Below are 24,622 nucleotides of genomic sequence, written 5' to 3'. Positions count from 1 at the left end.
TTTGAATTTCCAAGCAGCATAAGCAAAACCGATGGACCTCGATCAGCTTCGCACCTTTGACCGTATCGTGCGGGAGCAGAGTTTTACCCGGGCGGCCGCCTATCTCAACATTACCCAGGCGACGGCCTCAATGCGCATCCGTGCGCTGGAAGGCCTGCTTGGCGTCACCCTGTTCCAGCGTGGGCGGACCGTGACGCTGACCGATCAGGGCATGACCTTCCTGCCCTTTGCGCGCCGCATCATTGGCACCGCGCAGGAGGGGCGCGAGGCGTTGCGGCGCGTTGAACGCGGCCGTATCGCCATCGCCTCGCTGCGCAGCCTGGTCACGCCCCTGGTCACCGAGCCGCTGCTGCGCTTCCAGGAGAAATATCCCGGCGTCGATGTGGTGGTGAATGAAGGCCGCCAGGCGCAGATCGCCGCCATGCTGCATGAGCGCGATGTCGAGATGGGCATCCTCTGCTGGCCCAATATCGATCCGCTGGTGGTGGACCTGGTGCCCCTGCTGATCATGCGCGAGCGCGTGCCGCTGGTGGTGGCGCCCGAAATCGCGGCGCGGCTGTCGAGTCAGCCCACCATCGAGGAGGTCCTGGCTCTGGTGCCGCGCGTCATTTCGCTGCGCTGGTGGCAGGCCGAGCCCGAAACCGCCGCGGCCCTAGTGCGCATGGCCCAGACCAGCGTCGAATTGCCCACCGGCCCCGCGCGGCGACTGGCAATCAAGGGGCAGGGCCTTGGCTTCTTCGTCAATTCGGCGGTGGCCGAGGACATCAAGGCGGGGCGGCTGGTCGAAATCGCCCCCGCCAATTTCGAGCCGCTGCATCGGGACACCGCCATGGTGGTGCGTTCGACCGCGGCGCTGGAGCGCGACATGCTGGCCGATTTCGTGCGCGAGATCGCGCTGGAATGCGAAAGCGTCGGGGTTATCCTCGACAACCGGCTGGAGGCGCTGCGCGGCGCCGCGTGATCACATCGATTGCCGGCGATGCCTCAGCGGGGCGCTGCGGCGATCATCTGTTCCAGCACAGCCATTAGCGCCCCATCATCTGCCAGCTCGCTGGCATAGCGGCGCGCCGCATAGAGCCCGATCAGCGTGAGGTAGAGCGCCTTGCCAAGCCGCTGCGCCTCGGCCGGTGCATAGCCGAGGGCGGCCAGTTCTCCCGACAGGAAGGCGATACGGGCCTGCTCGACGCGGACGAACCGTGCCGCCACGGTCGCGTCCTGTGCCGCCCAGCTGCGCAGGGCGGCTTCGGCATGGGCAACGTCGATGCCGCGCGTTCTGGCCTCCAGGGCTTCCATCGTCACGCGGAGCAGGCGCTCGGCCGGATCGGCGATATCTGCGACCTGGGCGATGACATCCGCGGTGCCTTCGCGCTCCCATAGCGCGAGCATGGCGTCCAGTAGGCTCCGCCGGTCGGCAAAGTGCCAGTAAAACGAGCCCTTGGAGGCGCCAAGCTGCTTGGCCAGGCGCTCGACGCGCACGGCATCGATGCCGCCTTCGGCCAGCGCGGCAATGCCGGCAATGGTCCAGTCCAGGGGTGTCAGGTTCGGCTTTTCGGTCACAGGGCAATTCCGGATAGCGACATGCAGCCGCATCCATACGCTAGCGTATGGACTCAGGGCAAGCGATCGCACTACATACGCTACCGTATGGTGAGCGAATGGAGATCGAAATGACGACAGACATGGGCACTGCGCAGGATGCGAGCCCCGGGCGAAACTGGTTTCTCGCCGCGGCGGCGCTGGGCCTGGCCGGCACGGCCATTCATGTGTTTGCCGGCGGCCCTGAGATCATGACCCCGCTCTATGCCTCGGCCCTGCCTCTGGCATCGGTCGCCGTGCTCGATGTGGTCTGGCAGCAGGTCACGGCCATGCTGCTCGGTGGCGGCCTCGTCGCCGCGCTGGCCGCGTTCCGGCCCTCCTGGCGCCGGCCGGTGGCCTGGCTGCTGGGCGGCCACTATCTGGTCGTCGCCGTCATCTTCCTGGTTTGGGGCGCTCTCTGGTTCAGCAGTCCCTGGCCCATGCCGCAATGGGTGCTTTTCGCGGTGATGGCCGCGCTGATGTTCGTCGGCCTTCGCTTCACCGCCAGAGCGCCGTGATGCCCGGCGGCGGGGTTCTGGTCACGCGTTGCCGATCAGGATGCCTGCCGCAAACACCAGCGAGCCACCCAGCACCACCTGCAGCACCGCCCGCCAGAATGGCGTCTGCATGTAGCGGTTCTGGATGAAGGCGATGGCCCAGAGTTCAACCAGCACCACGACAATCGCAATCGCGGTGGCAAGGAAGAAATCGTGGATCAGGTAGGGCAGGGCATGGCCGAGCCCGCCCACGGCAGTCATGATACCCGCAGCAAGGCCCCGCTTGATGGGTGAGCCGCGCCCGGTGAGCTTGCCATCGTCCGAGGCCGCTTCGGTAAAGCCCATGGAAATGCCGGCGCCGATGGCGGCGGCGAGACCGACGAGGAACGTCTGGTGCGTGTCGCCCGTGGCAAAGGCTGCGGCAAAGACCGGGGCGAGGGTGGAGACCGAGCCATCCATCAGCCCGGCCAGGCCAGGCTGCACATAGGTCAGCACGAACTGGCGGTGGTTCTCGTCCTTCTCGCTGTCGCGGCCCTCCGCGCCCAGCACATCGGCATCGAGCTGGTTGGCGGCCTCGGCATGCTGGCGCTCCTGCGCCGCCAGATCACCAAGCAGCTTGCGGATGGCGGCGTCGGTCGTCTGCTTGGCGGCTTCCAGGTAGAAGCGATAGGCGCCCTCTTCCATCTCCCAGACCTGCTGGCGCACGGCCTCGAGCGTCAGCGACTTCATCAGCCAGAGCGGCTTGCGGGCCAGGAAGCCTTTGACATGCTCGCGGCGGATGGGGACGAGGCGGGTGCCGAAACGCTCGACATAAAGATCGAGCAGGCGCCGGCGATGCTCATCCTCTTCGGCCGCCATGCCTTCGAACAGAGCCGCCGAGCCGGGATAGGCCTCGGCCAGCCGCGTGGCGAATTCGGAATAGATGCGGCCATCCTCCTCCTCGGCCGCGATGGCGAGCGACAGGATCTCCCGTTCGGAGAGGGAGGAAAAGGCGCGGCGGTTGTCGGGCAGGAGCGAGAGCATGAACACAAACTTGGAATGATTCTAAACAATGACTAGAATCATTCTAAGGTGATGGCAAGATGTTGCGAGGGTGACAGGACGGTGCGGTCGTTCTCCTCCCCTTGTGGCGAGGGATCGCGGGTGGGGGATGGTCACGCGCGCAGGGCGCGGAACACACTCCCCACCCACCTCTCACCGGAGCAATGAGGTGGGCCGCTAAACCAGCATCGATTGCTGGGCGTTCACGCCCGCCATGGCGCCGGTATAGATGGCGATGGTCAGCGAGTGCATGGGCGATACCAGGTCGCCCGCGGCATAGATGCCGTTGCGCGACGTCTTCTGCTTGTCATCCACCTGAACGGCGATCCCGAACGGCGTTTCGACGGTTTCGAGGCCCAGCTGCGTATGCAGGTCCGCGGACGGCCTGATGCGCGGATGGGCGAACAGCGCGTCCAGCATGGTGACCGCGCCATCGGCCGTCGTGACCGAAGACAGCTGGCCACCCTCATGCTGGATCGAGATGACCTTGCCCTCCACCAGCTTCACCCCGCGCTTGTCGAGCTTGCTGCGCTCGGCCTCGGGAATGTCGTTGCCATCGGTGAACAGCGTCACCTTGTCGGTCCAGTCGCTGTAGAGCAGGGGCGCATGCAGCGACATGGGCGTCGAATAGACCAGGCCCCAGCTTTGCCCCGCATATTCGAAGCCGTGGCAATAGGGACAGTGGATCACCGACTTGCCCCAGCATTCGGCAAAGCCCTCGATGTCGGGGAACTGGTCGGCAATGCCATAGCTCAGCAGCAGCCGGCGCGCCCTGAGCGTCTCGCCATCGTCGGTGAGGATGGCAAAATCGTCGGCCCCGCCGCTGGCGCTTGCCGCACGGGCCTTGAGGAAGCGGACCGTCTCATAGGGCGCCAACTGCGCGCGGGCCTCTGCCAGGATCTCGCTTGGCGGTTTGCCGTCGTGGCCGAGCAGGCCATGAGCGTTGCTCGCATAGCGGTTGCGCGGCAGGCCGGTGTCGACAATGGTGACCTGGCGGCGGGCGCGGCCGAGATTGAGCGCGGCGGCGAGGCCGGCAAAGCTGCCGCCCACGATGATGACGTCATCCATGATTGATGGCTCCGTGAGGATGGAGAGGATTGGGACTGGCCTGCCGCGCAATGTCGGCGATCGATACCCGCTCGAGCCGCGCCGCAAGCAGGGCCTCGGCATCGGCAAGGAAGTCGCCCATCACCGAATTGACCGTGCGGACGATGCCGCATTCGATATCGCCTGGATCGCTTTCGGTGCGGATGAGGAGGCTCTCGCCCATCGCTGCATAGACCTGGCGCAGGCTGATCTCGCCTGCTGGGCACAGCAGCCGCCAGCCGCCTTCATGGCCCTTGCTGGCGGTGACGATGCCGGCCTCGCGCAATTCGCCGAGCACCCGGCGCACCACGACCGGATTGGTCATCAGGCATTGGGCCAGCGTGGCCGAGGTAATGGCCTCGTCCGGCTGCTTGTGCAGGTGGACGAGAGCGTGGAGGGCGAGCGAGAGGCGGCTGGATCGTTTCATGTAACTTTTATTGTTACATCATTGGCGCTTGTCAACCCTGTCCCGTCATCCTGCTTTCGCCGTAATGGCAGAATGCTATGGTCAGCGGTCTGCGGAGATCGGAGAGACATTCCCATGAAGATGCTGCTTGCCGCCATGGCGATCACGCTGACCACAGGCTCGGCTGCACTGGCCTTCGACACCGAAACCCAGGCGGTTATCGATCGCCACAAGGCCAACAAGCCCGTCTCAATGACAGATGTGGCGACCCTGATGCGGTCGAGCGAACAATGGTGCTACATCAACCAGGATCACAGCTGCGCCTGGACCGATATCTACCTGGAGGTGACCAACCTGGGCGTCACCTACGAAATCGGCAATGCCTGGGACGCCGAGACCGATATCGCCTTCACCGACAAGGGCGTGTTCCGCGACGACCGCTACATCTGCGAGACTGGGGCCGATTGGGTGCCCTCGGTCCGCGCCACGCGTCGCAGCGACGACAGCGTGATCGCCGGCCGTCAACTCTGGGAGCTCAAGCAGGCCATCTACGCCACTCGCGACGGCGACACCCAGGACTGCTTCGATTACCTCTATCTGCGGTCCGACGCCGACCAGCAGACCATCACCCTGCTGCAGCGGCAATATACCGACGACCAGCATGTCGAGGGCAACGACGTCGAAGTGTCCCTGCACTTTAACGCGGAGGATGCCGCAGGCCTGACCTGGCGCTGGTGAGGGAAGGGTACCCCTCCTAACCTCCCCCTGAAAAAGGGGGAGGGATCCGTCCGGTGGGTTGGGCGGGATCCTGCCACGAACCCGATCAGTCCCTCCCCCTGTCAGGGGGAGGCTAGGAGGGGGTATCCCCTGACAAGCGAACCCTAAATCCGCCCGCCCTTCAGCGATGCCGCCAGCGGCTCCGGCCGCTGCACCGGCGTCTTGATGTCGACAGTCCGCCCCTCGGCCGAGGCCGTGGCAAAGGCCTCCATGACTTCCAATACATGCAGCGCCAGGTCGCCATTGGCGCGATGCGGACGATTGTCGAGAATGCCCTGCGCCATGTCGGCCGCGCCGAGCGAGCGGTAATTGCCATCGGCATAGGGCTGGGTCACCTCAACCTTGGTCCAGGCCTCGTCGCGCCCCCGCTTGCGGATTTCCACGTCGCCGCCGAAGAAATTGGGATCGGGCACGATCAGGCTGGCCTCGGTGCCATAGAGTTCGAGCGGCACGTGGCGGTGCGCGGCCACGTCGAAGCTGAGGCCCACCTGCACGATGGCACCATTGGCAAAGCCCAGCGAGGCGGTGGCATGGGTGTCGATCTTGACGTCCATGACCTGCCCCTTCTTGGGCTCGGACAACACCGTGCGCTGGTCGCGCAGGCGCGAGGCCATGGCCGAAACGCGGGCGACGGGGCCCAGCAGATTGACCAGGTCGGTGATGTAATAAGGGCCCATGTCGAGCACCGGACCGCCGCCAATGTCGTAGTAGAAGGCCGGGTCGGGATGCCACGCCTCATGACCGGGGCACATGAAGAAGCCCGTGCCGCCCACCATCTGGCCAAGCGCGCCGCTATCGACAATGGCGCGTGCCTGCTGGTGCGAGCCGCCCAGGAATGTGTCGGGCGCCGAGCCGATGCGCAGGCCCGCTCTGGTGGCCGCGTCCAGCAGCTTGCGACCCTCGGCATAGTTGATGCCCAGCGGCTTTTCCGAATAGACGTGCTTGCCAGCCGCGAGCGCGCGCAGGCCCACATCGACATGGGCGCGCGGAATGGTCAGGTTGATGATGAGCTGGATATCCGAGCTGCCAAGCATCTCGTCGATGCTCATCGACTGAAGGCCGAACTCGGCGGCGCGCGCCTGCGACGCCTCGGGCCGCATATCGGCGAGCCCCTTGATATCGAGGACCGGAAAGCCCGCCATGTTTTCATGGCCGGTAATGGCCCGCAGATAGGCTGATGAAATATTGCCGGTGCCGATGATGCCGACACCCATGCGCCCAGTGGTCATTGGCGCGATCCTCCCTGAAATGTTAGCGGCAAACTAACGGGGAGAATCGCGCCGCGCCAGACGGTTCGGTGAATTTATTTGGATCACGGAGAATTTGCCGCGAGCCATTCCGGATCAGGCTCGATGGGGGTGATGATGTCGAGCAGGATGCCGTTGGGATCAACCGCGATGAAGTGCCGCTGGCCGAAAACCTCGTCCCGTAGCGGCTGCACGACCTCGACGCCTTCAGCCAGCAGGCGGGCGTGTTCGGCCGCGGCGTCCTCCACCTCAAAACTGAGCAGCAGGCCTGATGTCGGCTTGCGACCGGCCTGGGGGATGGTGTCATGATCATGGGCGATGATGGCCAGTTCATAGACCTGGGCGGCTGGCGAGCGCAGATGCACATACCAGTCGCTGGAAAAGACGCGGGTGAAGCCGAGATGGCGTTCGTAGAATTGCGCGGTGCCCTCAACATCGGTCACCAGCAGCAGCGGATAGAGTGCGAGCATCTTCAGCATAGCGGAATACTCCTTGCCATGGGGGTAACGTAAATACATACTGCCTGTATCAATAACATAAACATACAGGACGCATGTATGCAAGTGCGAAAAACCCAGGAGGAGCGGCGAACCCACACCAGGCGCGCACTCATCGCGGCGGCGCGGCGGCTCTTCGCCGAAAAAGGCTATGCTGGCACCGGCACGCCCGAGATCGTTGCCGCTGCCGGGGTGACGCGTGGCGCGCTATACCACCACTTCGCCGACAAGGAGGCGCTGTTTGCAGCCGTGGTGGAAGAGGAACATCTGCTGATGGCCATGACCATCAATGCCGCCACGGCGGACGGCGATGAGGAACCTGGACCCATCAGGGCGTTGATATCGGGCGGCGACGCCTTTCTCGATGCCATGCAGGATCCCGGCCGCCGCCAGATTCTGCTGATCGACGCGCCGGCCGTGCTGGGCCGCGCGGCGGTCGACGCCATCGATGCCCGCCACGGCCTTCAAACCCTGGTCACTGGCCTGCGCGACGCCATGGAGGCGGGTGCGATGAAGAAGCTGCCGGTGGAAACCCTGGCCCGGGTCTTCGGCGCTATGTTCGACCGCGCCGCCCTGGCGGCACCCGAGGAACTGGCCGACTACCGCAAGGCCATCAAGGCGCTGATCCGCGGGCTGAAGACTTAGCTTCCAACGCCTCCACCCGCCCTGCCAATTCCTGCACCGCCTTGATCAACGGCGCGATGAAGGCGTCGTAGCGCAGGCCCTGTTCGCTCTGCGGGTCGGTGGGATCAGCGAGGATGTGGCCGGCAAAATCGCGGTCGCCGAGCACTTCCTGCACCTGCTGGGCGAGCAGGCCATAATGCGTGCGCTGCCCCGGTCGCTTCTCGCCCGCCTCGTGGCCGCCCACGGCCCAGCGATAGCGGACCGGGTTTAGTGCCAGAATGAAGTCAAGCCCGAGGTCGCTGGGGGCAATGTCGGCCTTCTGCCTGGCATCGGAGGTCTGGATCGTGCCGGTAGCGGCCCAGACTGCGGACCAGCGGGCGCCCGAACCGCCCAGCGTCACTGCATTGTCGGTGGCGGGCCGCAGGCTGGCGGCGACGGTGGCCGCGCCGGTCGCGGCGTCGATGGTAAGCGCATTGATCCAGCTTGAGCCATCGGGGCTGACCTTGAGCCGCCAATGGTCGTCGCCGGCAAGGCCCATTTCGGCCCGCCCGGACCAGTTGGTCTGGTAGAGCAGGCTCGCCGTATCGCCTGCCGCATTCTTGTTGAGTTTGAGCTGGTGGCCATTGCCCGCATGGGTGAGCAGCGTCGCCGCCCCGGCCACGGCCAGCCGGTTGGTGGTGTCGGCGCTGGTATTGATGCCCAGCCGTGGCAAGGCGGCGCCCAGCGAGGCCAGCGGCGTCCAGCCCCCCGCCTCGAAGACCAGCTGGGTCATGTCGGACCGGTCATAGACCTGCCAGCCCGGCGCCGGATCGAAGTAGCTCCAGGCCCCGGACTGGAAGGCAGCGATCTCCCCGCCATGGCCGGACCAGGCGCCGCTCGCCCCCTCGGGCACGATCCAGGCTTCCCCGGCCAGCGGCGACGTGGGCGGCACCCCCAGTACACGGCTCTCCACTGTTGGCTGCACCAACGCGTCGAGCGCCGCGATGGCCTCGTTGTGGGTAATGTGCTTCTGCGCCTGGCTGGGCATGATGAAGGGCAGGGTGAGGCGAGCTGTATGGTCCATGACGGGTCTCCTTTGTCGAAGACTCTAGGGCCGATGCATCCGGCGGGGATAAGTGGCGGCGGGCGGGCGTTCTCGGGGCCCCCGCGGGAGCGTTTGACGCCTCAACGCCACCGGCGCACGCGCTGTCCGGAAACCGGTCGCGCCGATTAAATCCCCGCTCAGGGCCAAAATGGTATAGCGTCATCGCAATAAGGGCCGGGTTGTCTCGTCCTTCGCGTGGAACGGAGCCTCCCCAGATGCACAAATACAAAATCGGCCAGACACTCGATCTGCTGCCCAATCGCGGCAGTTCCAGCCGCAAGGCCGGCCAGTGCGAGATCATGGCCTTGCTGCCCTATGAGGGCCATGCCGTGCAATATCGCGTCCAGGCCAAGGCCGAAACGCATCTGCGCATCGTCGCCGAATCCGACCTGCGCCCGCTGGCTGTCTCGGCCTGATCCTGCCGTGACGCGTCTGGGCGATTTTACCCTGCCATTGCTCGATGGCACGCTGCAGCCGCTTGCCGCCTATGCCGGCAAGGTGGTGCTGGTGGTCAATACCGCCAGCAAATGTGGCCTCACCCCGCAATATGAAGGGCTCGAGGCGCTGTGGCGCACGCATGGCGGCGCTGGCCTGGTCGTGTTGGGCATGCCTTGCAACCAGTTCGGCGGCCAGGAGCCGGGGACGGAAGCCGAGATCGCCGATTTCTGTGAGCTCAATTTCGGCGTCAGCTTCCCGCTCTTTGCCAAGCTCGATGTCAACGGCCCCCACGAGCATCCGCTCTACACCTGGCTCAAGGCCTCGGCCCCCGGCATTTTTGGCTCGGAGGCGATCAAGTGGAATTTCACCAAATTCCTCATCGGCCGCGATGGCCGTGTGGTGGCGCGCTTCGCGCCGGATACGCAGCCGGCCGACCTGGCCGATGCCATTGTGCAACAGCTCAAATCGTAAGCCTCCGGTCGGCGGAACGAACCATCCAGGCGCCCGTTGAGGCAGCACGGGGCGGTTAACTGCGCCAGGCTTCCGGCCCCGGCGCTTCCGCAAAACGAGCGGGCCACGGCCCGCTCCGATACGAAGGAAAACCAAAAATGAAGAAGATCCTCATGGCCTCCGTGGCCACGCTTTCGCTCGCCCTCGCCATCCCCACCTTTGCTCAGGACAAGGTCGTCGGCGTTGAATCGGGCTCCAATGCCGAAGCCGGCGCCGTCATCGGCGCGACTGGCGGCGCCACCACCGGTGCCGTCATCGGCGGCCTGCTCGGCGGGCCCATCGGCGCCGTTATCGGCGGGTTTGCCGGCGCCACCATCGGCGCTGAAGCGGGCATCGAAACGGCGTCGATCGACTATGTCGTGGCCAATCCGGTCGAGCCCATCTATGTCGATGGCAGCGTCGATATCGGCTTCGTCGTCCCGGCCGAGGTGACCATCCATCCGATCCAGAACGATCCGGCCCATGGCTATCTCTATGCCAATGACCGCGTCTGGATCGTGGATCTCGAAACCCGCGCCCTGGTCTATTCGCCGGGTTACCTCGTGCCGCAGACCGCGGCTGACTACGCCCTGTCCAACCCCACGGTTTCGATCCAGGCCCAGGGTGACGTGGTAGTCGGCTATGTGCTGCCCGACGGCACCGAGATCGCGACCATTCCGGATTCGCCGCGCTACGGCTATGTCTATCTCAACGATCGCCCGGCTCTGGTCGATTCGACCAACCGCACGGTTGTCTGGATCAACTGACCCAGGCGCCTCAATACCAGCCGCCCGGTTCACCCCGGGCGGCTTTGCTTTGACCGCCCAGCGGGGGCTTGGGCCGCCGTTTGCACCAACCGCCTTTGCTTTGACCAGCCAGCGGGTTACGCGATATAGAGTGTCCCGGTAGGGCGGAGGGACACATGGCCGACATTCTCGAATATTGCCAGGGGCTCAAGCAGGTGAGCTTCAAGCCGGGCGCGGTGATGCTGCCCGAAGGGGAGCGGCTCGGTCGGCTCTATGTGCTGATCGAGGGCCAGGTGGAAGTCATCCGCGAACGCACCCAGGTCACCCATGTCGACGAGCCCGGCTCGATTTTCGGTGAAATGGCGGTGCTGCTCGACATGCCCCATTCGGCCACCGTCAAGGCGCTCTCGGCGGTCACTGCCTACGAAATCCCCGATGCGCTGACCTTCCTCGACAGCCGCCCCGAATTCTCCCTGCATATCGCCACCATGCTGGCGCGGCGCCTCTACTACACCACCTCCTATCTGGTCGATCTGCAGCAGCAGGCGGCCGGCAAGCGGCAGGATCTGGACCTGGTCGACCAGATCCTGGCGAGCCTGGTCGATCCGGCAGACATCACCAAAAAGCGCAAGAAGAGCTGACGGATGGCCGGCACCATCAGGCCGAGCCTCACCATCACCTATTGCACGCAGTGCAACTGGCTGCTGCGTTCGGCCTGGATGGCGTCCGAACTGCTGTCCACCTTCAGCCTCGAGCTCGGCGCGGTGACGCTGGTCCCGGGCACCGGCGGCATTTTCGAGATCAGCCTTGATGGGGAACTGATCTGGGAGCGCAAGCGCGATGGCGGCTTCCCCGACGTCAGGCAGCTCAAGCAGATGGTGCGCGACCGCATCGATCCGGACCGCGATCTGGGTCACATCGATGGCCACAAGGCGGCAACCTGACGGGGCTTTCTTTCTGCCCACACCCGGCTAAGCTGTCCGGGCAAAGCGGCCCCCCGCGGTCGCTCCTGAGGAGGGCTTCTGCGTCATGCCGCATCGTTTCAAGATCACTGCTGCCAAGAATGGCGAGTTCATCGCCAAGTTTGTCTACAATGCCGAAACCATGGTCTGGTCGGAAAACTACAAGTCCAAGGCCAGCGCCACCAACTGCATCGAATCGATCAAGAAGAATGCGCCTGGCGCCGCCGTGGTCGATCTGACCAAGGGCGAAGAAGGCAAGGGCTATCGCTTCGAACTCGTGGCCAGCAAGGACGGCCAGACCTATGTCCGCTTCGTCGCCGCCAATGGCGAGCCGATGGTGCGGTCCGAGACCTACAAGTCCCGCTCCAGCGCCAAGAATTGCATCAAGTCGATCAAGGAACGAGCCGCCAAGGCCGAGACTGTCGACGAGGCGCAATAGCCCATTCCCAAGCCCTTCCCGCTTGGTCTAGTCTCCCGGCAAACCACTGTCCGGGAGATCGCCGCCTCATGCCAAACCTGACCAAGCTGCTCGCCGCTGCCGCGGCAATTCTCGCCGTCGGCCTGAGCGCCGTCCAGGCGCAGGACGCGCTGCCCGATCTGGGCGGTCGCAGCATCATTGCCGTCACCGAAAATGCCTATGTGCCGCTCAATTTCGCCGATCCGGCGACCGGTGAAGGCATTGGTCTCGAATACGATCTCTTCAATGAGATCGCCAAGCGCCTCAACGCCAAGGTGGATTGGCAACTCTCGAGCTGGGATGTGATGATCCAGGCGGTGCGCGACGGCCAGTTCGATGTCGGCATGGACGGCATCACCATCAATGACGAGCGCAAGAGCCAGATTGACTTCTCCGACAGCTACCTCACCAGCCAGCAGCTAATGCTCGTCCGCGCCGATGAAAGCCGCTTCACCGATGCGGCCAGCTTTGCCGCCGATCCGGCCAATCTCGTCGGCGCGCAGGCCGGCACCACCAACTTCTACGTCGCCGTCTACAACGTGCTCGACGGCGACGAAGCCAATCCGCGCATCAAGCTGTTCGATACCTTCGGGGCCTCGGTCTCGGCCCTGCAGTCGGGCGACGTCGACACCGTGCTGATGGATCAGACCTCGGCCAATGGCTATATCGGCGCCAATCCGGGCGCCTTCAAAGTCATCGGCGAGCCCCTTGGCACCGAGGATTTCGGCTTCATCTTCACGCCCGGCTCCGATCTGGTCGCTCCGGTCAACGCCGCCCTGGCCCAGATCAAGGCCGATGGCACCATGGAGGCGCTGCAGCAGAAGTGGTTCTACGAGTATAACGCAGCGCAGTAGGCGGAGTTTCGGGATCGCGGCCCCGCCGCGGTCCCACTAACGATGACCTATATCCCCCGCAAACCTTCCATCCTCTCCCGCATGCCATGGTGGCTTCTCGCCATTGGGCTGCTCTTCGTCGTCGGCCTCTGGGCCATCAGCAATGATGCCGGTTACTCGCAGATCTTCCGCGCCCTGTCGGGCGGCGTGCTCACCACCGTTTGGGTCACCCTCATTGCCTTCTTTGCCGCCACCCTGATCGGCCTGCTTGTCGCCCTGGCCCGCACCTCAGGCAACCGTATCCTCTGCGAAACAGCCACCTTCTACGTGGAAATCATTCGCGGCATTCCGGTGCTGGTCTTCCTGTTCTACGTCGCCTTTGTCGGGGCTCCGTTCATGGTGGGGGCAGTCAATTGGCTGCTGCAGCCGTTCGACACGCTCGTCACCATCAGGCAGTTCGATTTCGTCTGGCGCGCCATCGTCGCGCTCACGATCTGCTATTCTGCCTTTATCGCCGAGATTTTCCGCGCGGGAATAGAATCGGTGGATCGCGGCCAGCTCGAAGCGGCGCGTTCACTGGGCCTTTCACGCTGGAAATGCTTCCGCCTCGTCACCTTCCCGCAGGCCCTGCGCACCATATTGCCGCCGCTGGCCAACGATTTCGTCTCGATGATCAAGGATTCCGCGCTCGTTTCGGCCCTGGGCGTCCAGGACATCACCCAGCTCGGCAAGGTCTATTCATCGGGCACCTTCCTGTTCTTTGAAACCTATAATGTGGTGGCCTTCCTCTACCTCACCATGACCATCTCGCTGTCGCTGCTGGTGCGCCTGCTGGAGCGGTATCTGCGCGAGAATACGCGCTGAAGCCTCTGAGCTCTGTGCGCCTGCCCTCCCTCCCCCGTTGAGGGGAGGGTAGCGCAGCTGGGCCCGAAGGGTCCTGGCAGAGCTGGGGTGGGGGTCGTCTGGAGGCCAACCCATCGCCCACACCCTCAGTCCTTCCCCTCAAGTGGGGGCAGGCGATCGCCCTTGCGGTAGCGGCTGGGAAGGGCCATCTATTCCCCGAACCAAGGGAGCCCCCCAATGAACCGTCTCGCCGCCCTCGCCATGACTGCCGCCGTCGCCGTGACGCTCGCCGCCTGTGGCGATAGCCGCGAAGTGGGCAATGTCGGGGTCGACTGGACCGGCAACGACATTTCCATCGATGCCGTGGCCGATCCCGAAGTCGATGGCGTCGTCTGCCACCTGGCCTATTTCAACCGCTCCTTCATCGACCGCCTGCAGCAGGGTAACTGGTTCGAGGATCCGTCCTATTCGGCGCTCGATTGCTCGGTCACCGGGCCCATTACCATCGGGGATGTATCGACACGTGCCGGTGGAGAGGAAATCTTCAGGGAAGGGCGGTCCCTGATCTGGAAGTCGCTCCGGGTCACGCGTGTCTATGATAGCGCCAACAATGCCTTGATCTATCTGGCCCATGCCCGAGAAATCCAGCAAGGATCCGGCAAGATGAGCCTGTCGGTCATTCCCCTGGCTGGGGAGCAGGTCACCTGGAGCAATGGAGCGCCGGCACCGGCCCAATAGAAACTTTAGCAAAATGCGAATTCATTCTGCCACCGAATGAAAATGTCCCACGCCCAGTGTGCCCCTGCTAGGGCGCATCTGGGAGGGTCGCTGTGGGACGGTTGATGGCGTTGATTGCCGACAATGCGGCCGACCTCTTGTTCACGTTCGCCGCCTTTCTGATCGTCTATCTCATCGCGAGGTTGCTTAAGGCTTCGCCGCCTGCAGCCATGTGCTTCGGCGTGCTGCCGCCTTTGGTGGCCTATATCCTCCAGCATCCGGGCAGCACGACCAGCCTCCTTGGCCTGCTGAACTAGCCGCGTTCTCATCCGGCTGCGCCCCTTGGAACGCCATGGCGCCCTATCCCTTCACAACATAAAAGGATTTCGCCGCACGCCGCTTCATTGCGCGTGTCGGAAGGCGATATTCTACGCAGGCGAGCAGGGGCCGTTGCGGCCCGCAAGGACAAGACTCATGGCAATTCTGATTGGCGATACCGCCCCCGATTTTACCGTCGACAGCACCGAAGGCCCGATCCATTTCCACGACTATATCGATGGCTCATGGGCCGTGCTGTTCAGCCACCCCAAGAATTTCACCCCGGTCTGCACCACCGAGCTGGGCTACACCGCCAAGCTGAAGCCGGAATTCGACAAGCGCGGCGTCAAGGTGCTGGGGCTTTCGGTCGACAGGCTCGAGGATCATGGCAGCTGGGCCAAGGACATCGAGGAAACCCAGGGCACGGCCCTCAATTTCCCGCTCCTGGCCGATACGAAGGGCGAGGTCGCCCGCCTCTACGACATGATCCATCCCAATGCCGACAATACGCTGACGGTGCGGTCGGTCTTCGTCATCGGCCCGGACAAGAAGGTGAAGCTCAAGATCGAGTATCCGGCTTCCACCGGCCGCAATTTCGATGAGGTCATCCGCGTCATCGACAGCCTCCAGCTCACCGCAAAGCACTCGGTTGCCACCCCGGTCAACTGGAAGAACGGCGAGGATGTGATCATCGCCAGCTCCGTCTCGGCCGAAGTAGCCAAGGAGAAGTTCCCCAATGGCTGGAAGGAACCCAAGCCCTATCTTCGCATTGTTCCCCAACCCCGCGGCTAAGGCCGCATTGCGTTTTTCTCCCTGACAAACTGGGCGGTGGTTCATCCCACCGCCCTTTTTCTTCTTCCCTCGCAGGTCCGGATAGTGACGCCTCAGCGCAGCCAGCCGCTGGGGCGGGGATGGAGCTCCATCTGGCCGTCTTTGGTCGCCTCGTCGATGGCGGCGATCTCTTCGGGCGAGAGGCTGAGATTGTTGAGCACGCCCAGATTGTCCTTGAGCTGGTCGAGATTGCGCACGCCGATCAGCGCCGAGGTCATTTCAGGGCGCCGCAGCACCCAGGATAGAGCCAGCTGCACCATGGACTGGCCGCGGCTGCGGGCAATGTCGCCCAGCTTGTCGACCGCGGCGAGGACGCGGGGCTCGATATGGCTGGCGCGCAGCGTGCCATTGGGATTGGCGCCGCGTGTACCCTCGGTGCCGCCGGCATTGTATTTGCCCGACAGCACGCCCTGGGCGAGCGGGGAGAAGGCAATCATGCCGATGCCCAGTTCGCCACAGGCGTCGATCGTGTGGTCGTTCTCGATCCAGCGGTTGATCATGGAATAGCTGGGCTGATGAATGGTGGTGGCGACGCCCATATCCTTGAGGATGCGGTGGGCCTCGCGCGTCTCCTTTTCCGGGTAGCTCGAAATGCCGACATAGAGCGCCTTGCCCGCGCGCACCGCATGGGCCAGGGCGCCCATGGTTTCCTCGAGCGGTGTTTCGGGGTCGAAGCGGTGGGAATAGAAGATATCGACATAGTCGAGCCCCATGCGCTTGAGCGATTGGTCCAGGCTCGCCAGCACATATTTCCGGCTGCCGAACTCGCCATAGGGCCCCGGCCACATATTGTAGCCGGCCTTGGTGGAGATGATCAGTTCATCGCGATAGGGGCGGAAATCGCGGGCCATGACCTGGCCGAACAGCTCCTCGGACGAGCCGGCCGGCGGTCCGTAATTGTTGGCGAGATCGAAATGGGTGATGCCATTGTCGAAGGCATAGCCGAGAATTTCCATGGCACTGGGATAGTCGCGCGTGCCGCCGAAATTCTGCCAGAGGCCGAGGCTGACCACCGGGAGCTTGAGGCCTGACCTGCCCGAGCGGCGGTATTGCATGGTGTCATAGCGTGCCGTATCGGCCCGATAGGTCATGGATGGTCTCCTGTTGATTTCTCGATTTGGTCCGCGGGGCGGGCAGTGATATGAGCGGGCCGATGAACCGGCCGCAAATCGATATGAACGCTAATCTGCCCCAGACACATCAGCCATACAAGGTGATGGCGATCTATAAATTCGCCGACCTGCCCGATGCCGAAGCCATCCGGCCGGAACTGGCCGCATTCTGCTGCGCGCGGGGCATCAAGGGCACGCTGATCCTGGCACCCGAAGGCATTAATGGGACCGTGGCGGGGACCGAGGCTGATATCGACGCGCTGGCGCAGTGGCTGTTTGCCGGCCCGGCATTCGGCACCCGGCTCGATGGCGCCGAGGTCAAATATTCGACCGCCGCCGAGATGCCCTTCCTGCGCATGAAGGTGCGGCTCAAGCCCGAAATCGTGACGCTGCGGGCGCCCGAGGCCAATCCGGCCAAGGCCGTCGGTACCTATGTCGAGCCCGCGGACTGGAACGGGCTGATCGAGCGCAATGACGTGGTGCTGGTCGATACGCGCAACGATTATGAGGTGGGGCTGGGCACGTTCCAGCGGGCACTGGACCCGGCGACGAAGAACTTCACCGAGTTCAAGGACTATGTCGCGAGCCATCTCGATCCGAAGCGGGACAAGAAGGTGGCGATGTTCTGCACGGGCGGCATTCGCTGCGAAAAGGCATCGAGCTACCTGCTGAGCCAGGGCTTTGAGGAAGTGTTCCACCTCAAGGGCGGGATCCTCAAATATCTCGAAGTGGTGCCGCAGGAGCAGAGCCGGTTTGCCGGGGAGTGCTTCGTCTTCGACGAACGCGTCTCGGTTGGCCATGGCCTGGTCGTGGGCGATGCGACCCTGTGCCGGGCCTGCCGGCATCCGCTGACGGCGGCGGACCGGGCGGCGTCAGACTATGTCGAGGGCGTCAGCTGTCCCCATTGTGCCGGCGAGGCCGACAAGCATGCAGCGGCAGCCGAACGGCAGCGCCAGATGGAACTGGGTCGCCAGCGCGGCGTGGCCCACCTGGGCGACGCCGCAGCAAGCGCGGCAGCGGAACGCAAGGCCGCCAAACAGGCACTGGCCGAGGCGTCGAGGGCCCGCAATAAGCTGGTCTAGCTGTAGGCTGCGCCAACCGGCGCCGGGGCGGGTCGCTTGCGCGACGCTGCACGCTGAAGAGTAACATCGACCCACAGGGCCGGCACCATGTCCGTCTCCTCCATCATCAGGACGCAATGGCGTGTTGGGTTGGGCGAATTGGGCGCCCGGGCCCTTGCATCCTCGCGGGCGCGGCGGCAGCATCGACATCTTTTTCCAACCAAGGGATTTGCACCATGAAGCGCAGCGCGACGGCCAATTGGCAGGGCACACTGACGGAGGGGACTGGCACCCTGGATAGCCAGAGCGGGGCGCTGAAGGCCCTGCCCTATACGTTCAAGGGGCGGTTTGTCGACGAGAGCGGGCAATCGGGCACCAATCCGGAAGAACTGATCGCAGCGGCGCATGCCGGGTGTTTTGCCATGCAGCTCTCGCACTTTTTGGCCGAGAACGGCACGCCGGCGGACAATCTCAAGGTTTCGGCGGCGGTCGAACTCATCCCCGGCACCGGGATTACCGGCAGTGCGCTGACGCTCGAGGGCAAGGTGCCCGGGATCGATGCGGCCAAATTTGCCGAACTGGCCGAAAAGGCCAAGAGTGCCTGCCCGGTTTCCAATGCGCTGGGCGCGATCACGATCACGCTCGACGCCAAGCTGGCCTGATCGGCGGCTGACGGGCGCGCCGAAGCGCCCGGCGGGCCGATGGACCGCCGGCGCATACTGCCGGATGGCGAGGCCTTCGCCTCAGTGCGGGTCGTCCGCAAACAAATGAGGCAAGGGCCTCGCCATCGCGCCGGGATTTGGGACGGGTTCGGGCCAGGTACGCTGTGTCGCAAGCGCAGCTGCCGGGTTTCCCCCGCCGGGCTGGACGACTCCAACCCCACCGACATCCCCGCACACGACCGTTCGTCGCGACCGCGCAGTTTATGTGCGGGAACGGGGTGATTATGCGGGCGGCGCCGGCGGGCGGGGATAAGTTTTCGCGCGATGGCCGGCGTGTGGGCGCAGCCTGCCCGGAGGCTGGCCTTGAGCGCCGGGCGCGAAAGGCGGGCGGCTGGTTTGTGTGGGTGTGGTTCTTTCCTGTGCGGCGGGATGCCGGACAGGAGAGGGTAAGGCGGGGTGGAGGGGCGGGGATTAGTTTTTCACATGAAGTATTGCAAACTAACCAAGCGTTCACCATCTCCCCTCTGCTGGCAAAAGGTACCTGGAGCGCGCGACGTGTGATGCGTGCTTTGCTACCTTGTGTTGTCGCTTGTAGCTGATTGGCTATGGTTGATTAGTGAGAGCTCGCGTCCGCGAGTGAGAGGTTGCCGGCACAAACAGAGGAGGCGCTCATGCGTTTTCTTAATCGTTTGACTCGCTCCGTTCGCAGATACGGCCCGGCACTCTTGATACTAATCAAGATTTGTAACGCCGTGGTGCACTTGCTGCACGCTGTGAACGGAGCTCTCAACTACTATGCGACACACGTACAAGCATCGATACCAGCGTGCGCCCGGCAAATGGGTTTACGTACCCAACGAGGCGTCAATTGCCTTGGGGGCCAAGATCGTTGATCTCGTTACTAAGCGCTACCACCCCCATAGTGTTTTTTATCACCTGGGCAAAAGGGGCGGGCATGTGGAGGCGCTGAGACTTCATACCCAATCCAGCTTCTTCAGTCGCTTCGATCTAGAGAACTTCTACGGCAACGTAATCCGATCAAAGGTTACTCGCTCACTGAGAAGCCTCGGATTTGGCAGCAGGCAGGCCTTTGATTGGGCCACCGAATCAGTAGTGGTGCAGGGATCGCGGAAGGCTCTGCCTCAGGGCTTTGTGCAATCACCGATCCTTGCGACTCTAGCCCTTGAGCGTTCTGCCCTAGGGCTAGCCCTTATCGGGCTCAGCAACGCCGTCAGGGTTTCAGTCTATATGGACGATATCATCCTCTCAGCGGGTACCAAGGAGGAGGTATTGGAGGCATCTTCAAAGCTGATGCAGGCGGCGAATGAAGCGGAATACCCCCTTGCAAGCTCAAAGAAGGCGTTGGCCGAATACGGAATTCAGGCATTCAATTGCAACCTTCAGTTTGGGCATATGGCACTAACAGAGGGCCGAATGGCGGACTTTGCAAATCAGTGGCTTGAGGGAAGCCCATATGCAAAATCGGCCATTGATAGATACGTTTCGATCATCAACCCGGCCGATCTGGAACGGCTGCGCAATGTTCTCCGGATCACCTGACGAGAGGCTTTCAACGATCGAAGTCAAATAATTGATCGCCCGTGTTCTGAGCGATTTGCCCCTTTGCGATCATGTCCAGTGAATAGATCGGGCTCCCGCTGACCAATTCCATAGTCCCGTCCTCGCTGATGACAGGATCGATCACTACCCCAACTTCATTGGCAATGGCCTCTTCAATTAGGTTGTCGACCTGGGCATCTGCCAGCAGGATTTCAATTTCGTAAGGGGGGATTTCAAATCCCGCGTTGCGCCAGTTGTTCATATGGCGCCCCAGTGACATCGGGTCACTAATTGCGGCGACCATGTTTGTGAATATTAGCGGCAACATACTGGTAGCGTCTCTTAACACCAACAGTGGAGCATACCAGCTCTTGGGGCCCGGAAATCTGGCTGCCTCCCGTGCCTCATACGCGCGAACTTCTACTTTTGCTATGGGACTAATCTTCTCACTGGTACCTAGTTGACGTAGTAGTACGGACCTCGCGGCGAAGGCGCGGCTTTGATCGGAGTAGCAGAGCGGGTCACCCTGTGCCTCCGCTTTGGTGATGCCGGCACTAAGGCTAGACGCGAATTCCTCAGCATGCTCACGCGTAAAGCGCTGCACCTTCCCTCGGTTTGAAGCAAGTTGTTCAGTACCGTCATCGAGAATCGAAACGACCATATACTTACCGATTGAAGCTTCGATCGACGGTGTCCCGCCCCAAATTATGGGGGCAACGGCCTGCTTGCTCGCCCGAACGGCACCCGAGAAACCCTGCCCTCCATGGGCCGCATCAAACCAAGCATTTATGTCGAAGTCTTTGAGTTCGGGGTTCTCGACAAACAACTTGTGATCGGCTCGCCCCATCACTCGATCGGATGGCAAAACACACGAAGGATGCGCCATGCCAAAAATCAAGGTGGGCCCATCACCAAGCTCCACTATTGGGGACATGGTGGTAGTAACAGGCCGTTCACAATGGACGCATCTTGTGCCGTCACGACTCTTTGCGGCAAGTTCTAGCGCTTTCCTATGGGTTTTCGCGCACAGGCCCGCCTCAAGGTCTTCCTCCACATTCATAGGGATTACCAGGATATCAAGGTCCGCAAATCGCTCGGTGTTTTCCTCAATGAAGCGGTTCGCCCCCAACCAGGTGGAAAAACGTCCCCACAGTTCGAATTGCTCACCGTTGCCAAAGGTAATTCTGTCGTTCTGAAAACTCAGCCGAGGGCGGCAGTCACTATCAAAACGATAGAACTCGACGACACCTACCTGTCCCTTCTCTAGAAAGGACAGGTCCTTGTCTGCCCTCATAATCGCTATTTCTCGGCCAACCTCGAACCCTTTCGTCGACATTTCGAATTCTAAGTATTGGCCTCTTCGTTGGATCGACCCCGATGTTGGCAACCTCAATCGTTCAAATTGGCGCCTCATATCCGACACGCTGACAGTTTGCCGACGCCGCGCCCACTCGAGGCAATCAACGATGAGCTTGCTCCATACTCCGGACGGCGCTGCGTAGCCGGCCGCGTGAAGCGAAAGCACCACGGCATGCTCCAGAGACGAATCGGTGTCCAGATCAAGTACGATGACGTGCATTTTGGACAACAAGCCTCTGGCTACACGCTCGTCACCGTCACCTCCTAGCTGCTTGTAAATGTCCAGGACTACCAACAGAACGTCCCGGTAGGTAGTCGTGACGGACTTTGGCTGATCTCGCAGAAAAATGTCGGGATCGCAGTTCCGGGCTACGTCTAGTGCCACCAATAGGTCACCCGTAATGCGCTTCGAAGCACTGCTGGTTGTAATCAAACAATACTGAGCATGTCCGTCGTCGCCAGTTAGGCTTTGAGAAACGAACTGCCGCAGCGCTGAAGAGAATTCTGAGTTCGTCAGCAACGAGAACGGGAGGGTGCGTTTGGCTTGAATGAGCGCTCGCACGCCGGAGTCAAAGCTAATCTGGATGTCATCGACATGGTCGCGAACTTCCAGCGAAATTTCTGTCGCTTGTCCGTACTTCGTTGCGGGCGCCGGCAAACCAGACAGCGCGCATGATAAGAAGTAAGCCGCTACTCGTGCCTGGTAGCTGGCACCGGACGCCACCGACGCACCTGCGCCAGACCTAGCGGGCATGCTTCTCTCCTTGAAACTCCGCGCTAGCCTAGGCGCCGACGTAACCGGAATCTACCAGTTCGCACCCTCAGTCGTCCCCCATCTTCAGCGCCTTGATAAACGCCTCCTGGGGTATCTCCACACTCCCGAACTGCCGCATCCTCTTCTTGCCCGCCTTCCGCTTTTCCAGCAGCTTTCGCTTGCGGGTCGCGTCGCCGCCATAGCACTTGGCCGTCACGTCCTTGCGCATGGCGGGGACGGTTTCGCGGGCGACGATCTTGCCGCCAATGGCGGACTGGATCGGGATCAGTAGCCCAGCTTTTCCAGCGCCGACTTAGCGCTTGGGTGGCCCTGATCGGCGCGTTCGCGCAGAATGCGGAGGAAGGGGTCGACGCCCATCCCGCTCCGCTCGGCCAGGTCGAAGGCCTTGACGTAGTCGATATCGACACAGGGCTTGCCCATGTGCTTGCCATGAAAATAGGTCGTGGCGGCCAGATACATGTCGGTCTTGCTGCGCTCGGCATTGGCAAGGATCGTTTCGCAGGTCATCTCGCTTTGGGCGAGCGCGGGAGTGGCAGCGGCGGCGAGCAGCACAAAGCTGAGGCAGGCAACGAGAAAGCGCATGGCAGGCTCCGGACGATGATGGGTGGCAGGCGGCTTGTCAGTCGTCGCCCATCTTGAGCGCCTTGATGAAGGCCTCCTGCGGGATCTCCACACTCCCAAACTGGCGCATGCGCTTCTTGCCCGCCTTCTGCTTTTCCAGCAGCTTGCGCTTGCGGGTGGCGTCGCCGCCATAGCACTTGGCCGTCACGTCCTTGCGCATGGCGCGGACGGTTTCGCGGGCGATGATCTTGCCGCCAATGGCCGCCTGGATCGGGATCACGAACAGATGCGGCGGGATCAGCTCCTTGAGTTTTTCGCACATGATGCGGCCGCGCGACTCGGCGACAGTGCGGTGCACCAGCATGGAGAGGGCGTCGACCGGCTCGGCATTGACCAGGATCGAGAGCTTGACCAGGTCGCCGACGCGGTGATCGGCCAGGGTATAGTCAAAGCTCGCATAGCCCTTGGAAATGGACTTCAGGCGATCGTAGAAATCGAACACCACCGCATTGAGCGGCAGGTCATATTCCACCATGGCGCGGTTGCCGACATAGGAGAGGTTGCGCTGGATGCCGCGGCGATCCTGGCAGAGTTTGAGGATGGAGCCCAGATATTCGTCCGGGGTGAGAATGGTCGCCTTGATCCAGGGCTCGCGGATTTCCTCGATCTTCATCACATCAGGCAGATCGGCCGGATTGTGCAGCAGCATGGTCTCGCCATTGGTCAGCAGCACTTCGTAGACCACCGAGGGGGCGGTTGCGATCAGGTCGAGGTTGAACTCTCGGGAGAGCCGCTCCTGGATGATTTCGAGATGCAGCAACCCCAGGAACCCGCAGCGGAAGCCGAAGCCGAGCGCGGCGCTGGTTTCCATCTCGAAGCTGAAGCTGGCATCGTTGAGCCGCAGCTTGCCCATGGCAGCGCGCAGCTCGTCGAAATCGGAGGCATCAACCGGGAACAGGCCGCAGAACACCACCGGCTGCGCCGGGCGGAAGTCCGGCAGCGGGTTGGCGGTGGGCTTGCGATCATCGGTGATCGTATCGCCGACATTGGTTTCGGCGACTTCCTTGATCGAGGCGGTGAAAACGCCCAGCTCGCCCGGGCCGAGTTCCTTGACCTCCACCAGCTTGGGCGTGTTGACGGCGACGCGATCGAGCTCATAGACGGCGCCCGAGGCCATCATGCGGATGCGCTGGCCCTTCTTCATGGTGCCGTCGATGATGCGCACGAGCACGACGACGCCCAGATAGGTGTCGTACCAGCTATCCACCAGCAGCGCCTTGAGCGGGGCGTCGATATCGCCCTTGGGGGCGGGCAGGCGGTGGACGATGGCCTCGAGCACGGTGTCGATGCCGAAGCCCGACTTGGCCGAGATTTCCAGCGCCTCGGAGGCATCGATGCCGATGACATCCTCGATCTGCTGCTTGACCCGTTCCACATCGGCGGCGGGCAGGTCGACCTTGTTGAGGACGGGGACGATTTCGTGATTGGCATCGAGCGCGTGATAGACATTGGCCAGCGTCTGCGCCTCGACGCCCTGCGACGCATCGACCACCAGCAATGAGCCCTCGACGGCCGCCATGGACCGGGAGACTTCATAGGCGAAGTCGACATGGCCGGGCGTGTCGATCAGGTTGAGCACATAATCGTGCCCGTCCTGCGCCTTGTAGTTCAGCCGGACGGTCTGCGCCTTGATGGTGATGCCGCGCTCGCGCTCGATATCCATCGAATCGAGCACCTGCTCCTTCATCTCGCGGGCCTCCAGCCCGCCGGTCATCTGGATGAGCCGGTCGGCGAGGGTGGATTTGCCATGGTCGATATGGGCGACGATGGAGAAATTGCGGATGCGGGAAAGCGGCGTTGTCATGAGGGGCTGATAGCAGAACGGGGCAGGGGGAGAAAGATGGTTTAGCGGCCGTTAACAGCAGCGAGGGCGGTGCTTTTTGCATGGCTCGCGCGTTAGGGGCAGATGCACATACTCACCAGACTAGCCATCACCCTGCCGCTGCTGCTGCCGATCCCTGTCGTGGCGCAGGATTTCCTGGGTCAGTTCGAGGACTTCGTCGA

At 62.8% G+C, this 24,622-nt stretch carries 29 protein-coding genes and 2 pseudogenes; 19 read left to right on the top strand and 12 right to left on the bottom strand.

Annotated features, from left to right (window positions below):
* Positions 1-31: 31 nt before the first annotated feature.
* A complete protein-coding gene (locus IH615_RS01240) occupies positions 32-961 on the top strand; it encodes a LysR family transcriptional regulator (RefSeq protein WP_291359166.1) in 930 nt (309 codons plus the stop codon).
* 23 nt (positions 962-984) lie between these two features.
* On the opposite strand, the gene IH615_RS01235 is transcribed toward IH615_RS01240, so the two are convergent.
* On the bottom strand, positions 985-1,557 hold the full coding sequence (locus IH615_RS01235) for a TetR/AcrR family transcriptional regulator (protein WP_291359165.1): 573 nt from the start codon (positions 1,555-1,557) through the stop codon (positions 985-987).
* 110 nt (positions 1,558-1,667) lie between these two features.
* Between IH615_RS01235 and IH615_RS01230 the strand changes: the two genes are divergently transcribed.
* A complete protein-coding gene (locus IH615_RS01230; protein ID WP_291359164.1) occupies positions 1,668-2,093 on the top strand; it encodes a hypothetical protein in 426 nt (141 codons plus the stop codon).
* Positions 2,094-2,114: 21 nt separating this feature from the next.
* Here the strand turns inward: IH615_RS01230 and mbfA are convergent, their stop codons facing one another.
* From mbfA to IH615_RS01215, 3 genes are all read right to left on the bottom strand, one after another.
* Entirely contained in the window at positions 2,115-3,095 is a 981-nt protein-coding gene (gene mbfA / locus IH615_RS01225) for an iron exporter MbfA (RefSeq protein ID WP_291359163.1), read from the bottom strand.
* Between the two features lie 195 nt (positions 3,096-3,290).
* A complete protein-coding gene (locus tag IH615_RS01220; protein ID WP_291359162.1) occupies positions 3,291-4,181 on the bottom strand; it encodes an NAD(P)/FAD-dependent oxidoreductase in 891 nt (296 codons plus the stop codon).
* Positions 4,174-4,626: an Rrf2 family transcriptional regulator gene (locus tag IH615_RS01215; RefSeq protein WP_291359161.1), complete on the bottom strand. Its 453-nt coding sequence runs from the start codon at positions 4,624-4,626 to the stop codon at positions 4,174-4,176. Before IH615_RS01215 ends, IH615_RS01220 begins: the two co-directional genes overlap by 8 nt.
* 114 nt (positions 4,627-4,740) lie before the next feature.
* Between IH615_RS01215 and IH615_RS01210 the strand changes: the two genes are divergently transcribed.
* Complete coding sequence (locus IH615_RS01210; protein ID WP_291359160.1) at positions 4,741-5,343, top strand: hypothetical protein; 603 nt, start codon at positions 4,741-4,743, stop codon at positions 5,341-5,343.
* 143 nt (positions 5,344-5,486) lie between these two features.
* On the opposite strand, the gene IH615_RS01205 is transcribed toward IH615_RS01210, so the two are convergent.
* A complete protein-coding gene (locus IH615_RS01205) occupies positions 5,487-6,611 on the bottom strand; it encodes a Gfo/Idh/MocA family oxidoreductase (RefSeq protein ID WP_291359158.1) in 1,125 nt (374 codons plus the stop codon).
* 83 nt (positions 6,612-6,694) lie between these two features.
* Positions 6,695-7,108, bottom strand: coding sequence for a VOC family protein (locus IH615_RS01200; RefSeq protein ID WP_316357897.1), 414 nt, complete (start codon positions 7,106-7,108; stop codon positions 6,695-6,697).
* Between the two features lie 78 nt (positions 7,109-7,186).
* On the opposite strand from IH615_RS01200, the gene IH615_RS01195 reads away from it, so the two are divergent.
* Positions 7,187-7,771 (top strand): TetR/AcrR family transcriptional regulator, encoded by a 585-nt coding sequence (locus IH615_RS01195; protein WP_291359157.1) that lies wholly within the window; start codon positions 7,187-7,189, stop codon positions 7,769-7,771.
* On the opposite strand, the gene IH615_RS01190 is transcribed toward IH615_RS01195, so the two are convergent.
* Positions 7,740-8,813: a DUF2793 domain-containing protein gene (locus IH615_RS01190; protein ID WP_291359156.1), complete on the bottom strand. Its 1,074-nt coding sequence runs from the start codon at positions 8,811-8,813 to the stop codon at positions 7,740-7,742. The two genes, IH615_RS01195 and IH615_RS01190, sit on opposite strands and share 32 nt — an antisense overlap.
* 236 nt (positions 8,814-9,049) lie before the next feature.
* Between IH615_RS01190 and IH615_RS01185 the strand changes: the two genes are divergently transcribed.
* From IH615_RS01185 to IH615_RS01135, 12 genes and pseudogenes are all read left to right on the top strand, one after another.
* The gene (locus IH615_RS01185; RefSeq protein WP_291359154.1) at positions 9,050-9,250 is read left to right on the top strand and encodes a hypothetical protein; all 201 of its coding nucleotides are present in this window, start codon (positions 9,050-9,052) and stop codon (positions 9,248-9,250) included.
* Between the two features lie 7 nt (positions 9,251-9,257).
* On the top strand, positions 9,258-9,743 hold the full coding sequence (locus tag IH615_RS01180) for a glutathione peroxidase (protein WP_291359153.1): 486 nt from the start codon (positions 9,258-9,260) through the stop codon (positions 9,741-9,743).
* 137 nt (positions 9,744-9,880) lie between these two features.
* Positions 9,881-10,528 carry a DUF1236 domain-containing protein gene (locus tag IH615_RS01175; protein ID WP_291359152.1) on the top strand — a complete coding sequence of 216 codons (648 nt, stop codon included), beginning with the start codon at positions 9,881-9,883 and terminating at the stop codon, positions 10,526-10,528.
* Between the two features lie 155 nt (positions 10,529-10,683).
* The gene (locus IH615_RS01170) at positions 10,684-11,148 is read left to right on the top strand and encodes a cyclic nucleotide-binding domain-containing protein (protein ID WP_291359151.1); all 465 of its coding nucleotides are present in this window, start codon (positions 10,684-10,686) and stop codon (positions 11,146-11,148) included.
* A gap of 3 nt (positions 11,149-11,151) precedes the next feature.
* Positions 11,152-11,451, top strand: a complete 300-nt coding sequence (locus IH615_RS01165; protein WP_291359149.1) for a SelT/SelW/SelH family protein — start codon at positions 11,152-11,154, stop codon at positions 11,449-11,451.
* An 85-nt stretch (positions 11,452-11,536) separates the two neighbouring features.
* Positions 11,537-11,719, top strand: a pseudogene (locus IH615_RS22210) (DUF1508 domain-containing protein); the annotation flags it as partial.
* Positions 11,696-11,908 carry a YegP family protein gene (locus tag IH615_RS22205; protein ID WP_366484665.1) on the top strand — a complete coding sequence of 71 codons (213 nt, stop codon included), beginning with the start codon at positions 11,696-11,698 and terminating at the stop codon, positions 11,906-11,908. The pseudogene IH615_RS22210 and the gene IH615_RS22205, both read left to right, overlap by 24 nt.
* Before the next feature lie 68 nt (positions 11,909-11,976).
* Positions 11,977-12,780 carry a transporter substrate-binding domain-containing protein gene (locus tag IH615_RS01155; protein WP_291359146.1) on the top strand — a complete coding sequence of 268 codons (804 nt, stop codon included), beginning with the start codon at positions 11,977-11,979 and terminating at the stop codon, positions 12,778-12,780.
* 42 nt (positions 12,781-12,822) lie between these two features.
* Positions 12,823-13,623, top strand: a complete 801-nt coding sequence (locus tag IH615_RS01150; RefSeq protein WP_291359145.1) for an amino acid ABC transporter permease — start codon at positions 12,823-12,825, stop codon at positions 13,621-13,623.
* Positions 13,624-13,839: 216 nt separating this feature from the next.
* Positions 13,840-14,340, top strand: coding sequence for a CreA family protein (locus IH615_RS01145; protein ID WP_291359144.1), 501 nt, complete (start codon positions 13,840-13,842; stop codon positions 14,338-14,340).
* 104 nt (positions 14,341-14,444) lie between these two features.
* Positions 14,445-14,636: a hypothetical protein gene (locus tag IH615_RS01140; RefSeq protein WP_291359143.1), complete on the top strand. Its 192-nt coding sequence runs from the start codon at positions 14,445-14,447 to the stop codon at positions 14,634-14,636.
* Positions 14,637-14,793: 157 nt separating this feature from the next.
* The gene (locus IH615_RS01135) at positions 14,794-15,429 is read left to right on the top strand and encodes a peroxiredoxin (RefSeq protein ID WP_291359141.1); all 636 of its coding nucleotides are present in this window, start codon (positions 14,794-14,796) and stop codon (positions 15,427-15,429) included.
* Between the two features lie 92 nt (positions 15,430-15,521).
* On the opposite strand, the gene IH615_RS01130 is transcribed toward IH615_RS01135, so the two are convergent.
* Complete coding sequence (locus IH615_RS01130) at positions 15,522-16,559, bottom strand: aldo/keto reductase (protein ID WP_291359139.1); 1,038 nt, start codon at positions 16,557-16,559, stop codon at positions 15,522-15,524.
* 62 nt (positions 16,560-16,621) lie between these two features.
* Between IH615_RS01130 and IH615_RS01125 the strand changes: the two genes are divergently transcribed.
* From IH615_RS01125 to IH615_RS01115, 3 genes are all read left to right on the top strand, one after another.
* Positions 16,622-17,662 carry a rhodanese-related sulfurtransferase gene (locus IH615_RS01125; protein WP_291359138.1) on the top strand — a complete coding sequence of 347 codons (1,041 nt, stop codon included), beginning with the start codon at positions 16,622-16,624 and terminating at the stop codon, positions 17,660-17,662.
* A 215-nt stretch (positions 17,663-17,877) separates the two neighbouring features.
* Complete coding sequence (locus IH615_RS01120; protein WP_291359135.1) at positions 17,878-18,303, top strand: OsmC family protein; 426 nt, start codon at positions 17,878-17,880, stop codon at positions 18,301-18,303.
* Between the two features lie 873 nt (positions 18,304-19,176).
* A complete protein-coding gene (locus IH615_RS01115; protein ID WP_291359133.1) occupies positions 19,177-19,863 on the top strand; it encodes a reverse transcriptase domain-containing protein in 687 nt (228 codons plus the stop codon).
* Positions 19,864-19,873: 10 nt separating this feature from the next.
* On the opposite strand, the gene IH615_RS01110 is transcribed toward IH615_RS01115, so the two are convergent.
* From IH615_RS01110 to lepA, 4 genes and pseudogenes are all read right to left on the bottom strand, one after another.
* Entirely contained in the window at positions 19,874-21,976 is a 2,103-nt protein-coding gene (locus IH615_RS01110; protein WP_291359131.1) for a hypothetical protein, read from the bottom strand.
* Between the two features lie 67 nt (positions 21,977-22,043).
* Positions 22,044-22,262, bottom strand: a pseudogene (locus IH615_RS01105) (elongation factor 4); the annotation flags it as partial.
* Entirely contained in the window at positions 22,262-22,579 is a 318-nt protein-coding gene (locus tag IH615_RS01100; protein WP_291359129.1) for a hypothetical protein, read from the bottom strand. The gene IH615_RS01100 and the pseudogene IH615_RS01105, both read right to left, overlap by 1 nt.
* Before the next feature lie 37 nt (positions 22,580-22,616).
* Positions 22,617-24,422 (bottom strand): translation elongation factor 4, encoded by a 1,806-nt coding sequence (gene lepA / locus IH615_RS01095; protein ID WP_291359128.1) that lies wholly within the window; start codon positions 24,420-24,422, stop codon positions 22,617-22,619.
* Between the last annotated feature and the right edge of the window lie 200 nt (positions 24,423-24,622).

The sequence above is a fragment of the Devosia sp. genome, assembly GCF_014860165.1.
Lineage (GTDB): Bacteria > Pseudomonadota > Alphaproteobacteria > Rhizobiales > Devosiaceae > Devosia.
The sequence above is the reverse complement of the archived record's forward strand: the minus strand, read 5'-3'. Positions and strand labels throughout refer to the sequence as shown.

What these genes read in the sequence shown, in the direction of transcription:
- IH615_RS01110 (WP_291359131.1), bottom strand. Translation starts at nt 21,976, where the DNA reads ATGCCCGCTAGGTCTGGCGCAGGTGCGTCGGTGGCGTCCGGTGCCAGC.
- IH615_RS01195 (WP_291359157.1), top strand. Translation starts at nt 7,187, where the DNA reads ATGCAAGTGCGAAAAACCCAGGAGGAGCGGCGAACCCACACCAGGCGC.
- IH615_RS01240 (WP_291359166.1), top strand. Translation starts at nt 32, where the DNA reads ATGGACCTCGATCAGCTTCGCACCTTTGACCGTATCGTGCGGGAGCAG.
- IH615_RS01185 (WP_291359154.1), top strand. Translation starts at nt 9,050, where the DNA reads ATGCACAAATACAAAATCGGCCAGACACTCGATCTGCTGCCCAATCGC.
- IH615_RS01230 (WP_291359164.1), top strand. Translation starts at nt 1,668, where the DNA reads ATGACGACAGACATGGGCACTGCGCAGGATGCGAGCCCCGGGCGAAAC.
- IH615_RS01205 (WP_291359158.1), bottom strand. Translation starts at nt 6,611, where the DNA reads ATGACCACTGGGCGCATGGGTGTCGGCATCATCGGCACCGGCAATATT.
- IH615_RS01140 (WP_291359143.1), top strand. Translation starts at nt 14,445, where the DNA reads ATGGCGTTGATTGCCGACAATGCGGCCGACCTCTTGTTCACGTTCGCC.
- IH615_RS01120 (WP_291359135.1), top strand. Translation starts at nt 17,878, where the DNA reads ATGAAGCGCAGCGCGACGGCCAATTGGCAGGGCACACTGACGGAGGGG.
- IH615_RS01210 (WP_291359160.1), top strand. Translation starts at nt 4,741, where the DNA reads ATGAAGATGCTGCTTGCCGCCATGGCGATCACGCTGACCACAGGCTCG.
- IH615_RS01100 (WP_291359129.1), bottom strand. Translation starts at nt 22,579, where the DNA reads ATGCGCTTTCTCGTTGCCTGCCTCAGCTTTGTGCTGCTCGCCGCCGCT.
- IH615_RS01175 (WP_291359152.1), top strand. Translation starts at nt 9,881, where the DNA reads ATGAAGAAGATCCTCATGGCCTCCGTGGCCACGCTTTCGCTCGCCCTC.
- IH615_RS01165 (WP_291359149.1), top strand. Translation starts at nt 11,152, where the DNA reads ATGGCCGGCACCATCAGGCCGAGCCTCACCATCACCTATTGCACGCAG.
- IH615_RS01150 (WP_291359145.1), top strand. Translation starts at nt 12,823, where the DNA reads ATGACCTATATCCCCCGCAAACCTTCCATCCTCTCCCGCATGCCATGG.
- mbfA (WP_291359163.1), bottom strand. Translation starts at nt 3,095, where the DNA reads ATGCTCTCGCTCCTGCCCGACAACCGCCGCGCCTTTTCCTCCCTCTCC.
- IH615_RS01200 (WP_316357897.1), bottom strand. Translation starts at nt 7,108, where the DNA reads ATGCTGAAGATGCTCGCACTCTATCCGCTGCTGCTGGTGACCGATGTT.
- IH615_RS01220 (WP_291359162.1), bottom strand. Translation starts at nt 4,181, where the DNA reads ATGGATGACGTCATCATCGTGGGCGGCAGCTTTGCCGGCCTCGCCGCC.
- IH615_RS01130 (WP_291359139.1), bottom strand. Translation starts at nt 16,559, where the DNA reads ATGACCTATCGGGCCGATACGGCACGCTATGACACCATGCAATACCGC.
- lepA (WP_291359128.1), bottom strand. Translation starts at nt 24,422, where the DNA reads ATGACAACGCCGCTTTCCCGCATCCGCAATTTCTCCATCGTCGCCCAT.
- IH615_RS01170 (WP_291359151.1), top strand. Translation starts at nt 10,684, where the DNA reads ATGGCCGACATTCTCGAATATTGCCAGGGGCTCAAGCAGGTGAGCTTC.
- IH615_RS01155 (WP_291359146.1), top strand. Translation starts at nt 11,977, where the DNA reads ATGCCAAACCTGACCAAGCTGCTCGCCGCTGCCGCGGCAATTCTCGCC.
- IH615_RS01125 (WP_291359138.1), top strand. Translation starts at nt 16,622, where the DNA reads ATGAACCGGCCGCAAATCGATATGAACGCTAATCTGCCCCAGACACAT.
- IH615_RS01190 (WP_291359156.1), bottom strand. Translation starts at nt 8,813, where the DNA reads ATGGACCATACAGCTCGCCTCACCCTGCCCTTCATCATGCCCAGCCAG.
- IH615_RS01145 (WP_291359144.1), top strand. Translation starts at nt 13,840, where the DNA reads ATGAACCGTCTCGCCGCCCTCGCCATGACTGCCGCCGTCGCCGTGACG.
- IH615_RS01215 (WP_291359161.1), bottom strand. Translation starts at nt 4,626, where the DNA reads ATGAAACGATCCAGCCGCCTCTCGCTCGCCCTCCACGCTCTCGTCCAC.
- IH615_RS01135 (WP_291359141.1), top strand. Translation starts at nt 14,794, where the DNA reads ATGGCAATTCTGATTGGCGATACCGCCCCCGATTTTACCGTCGACAGC.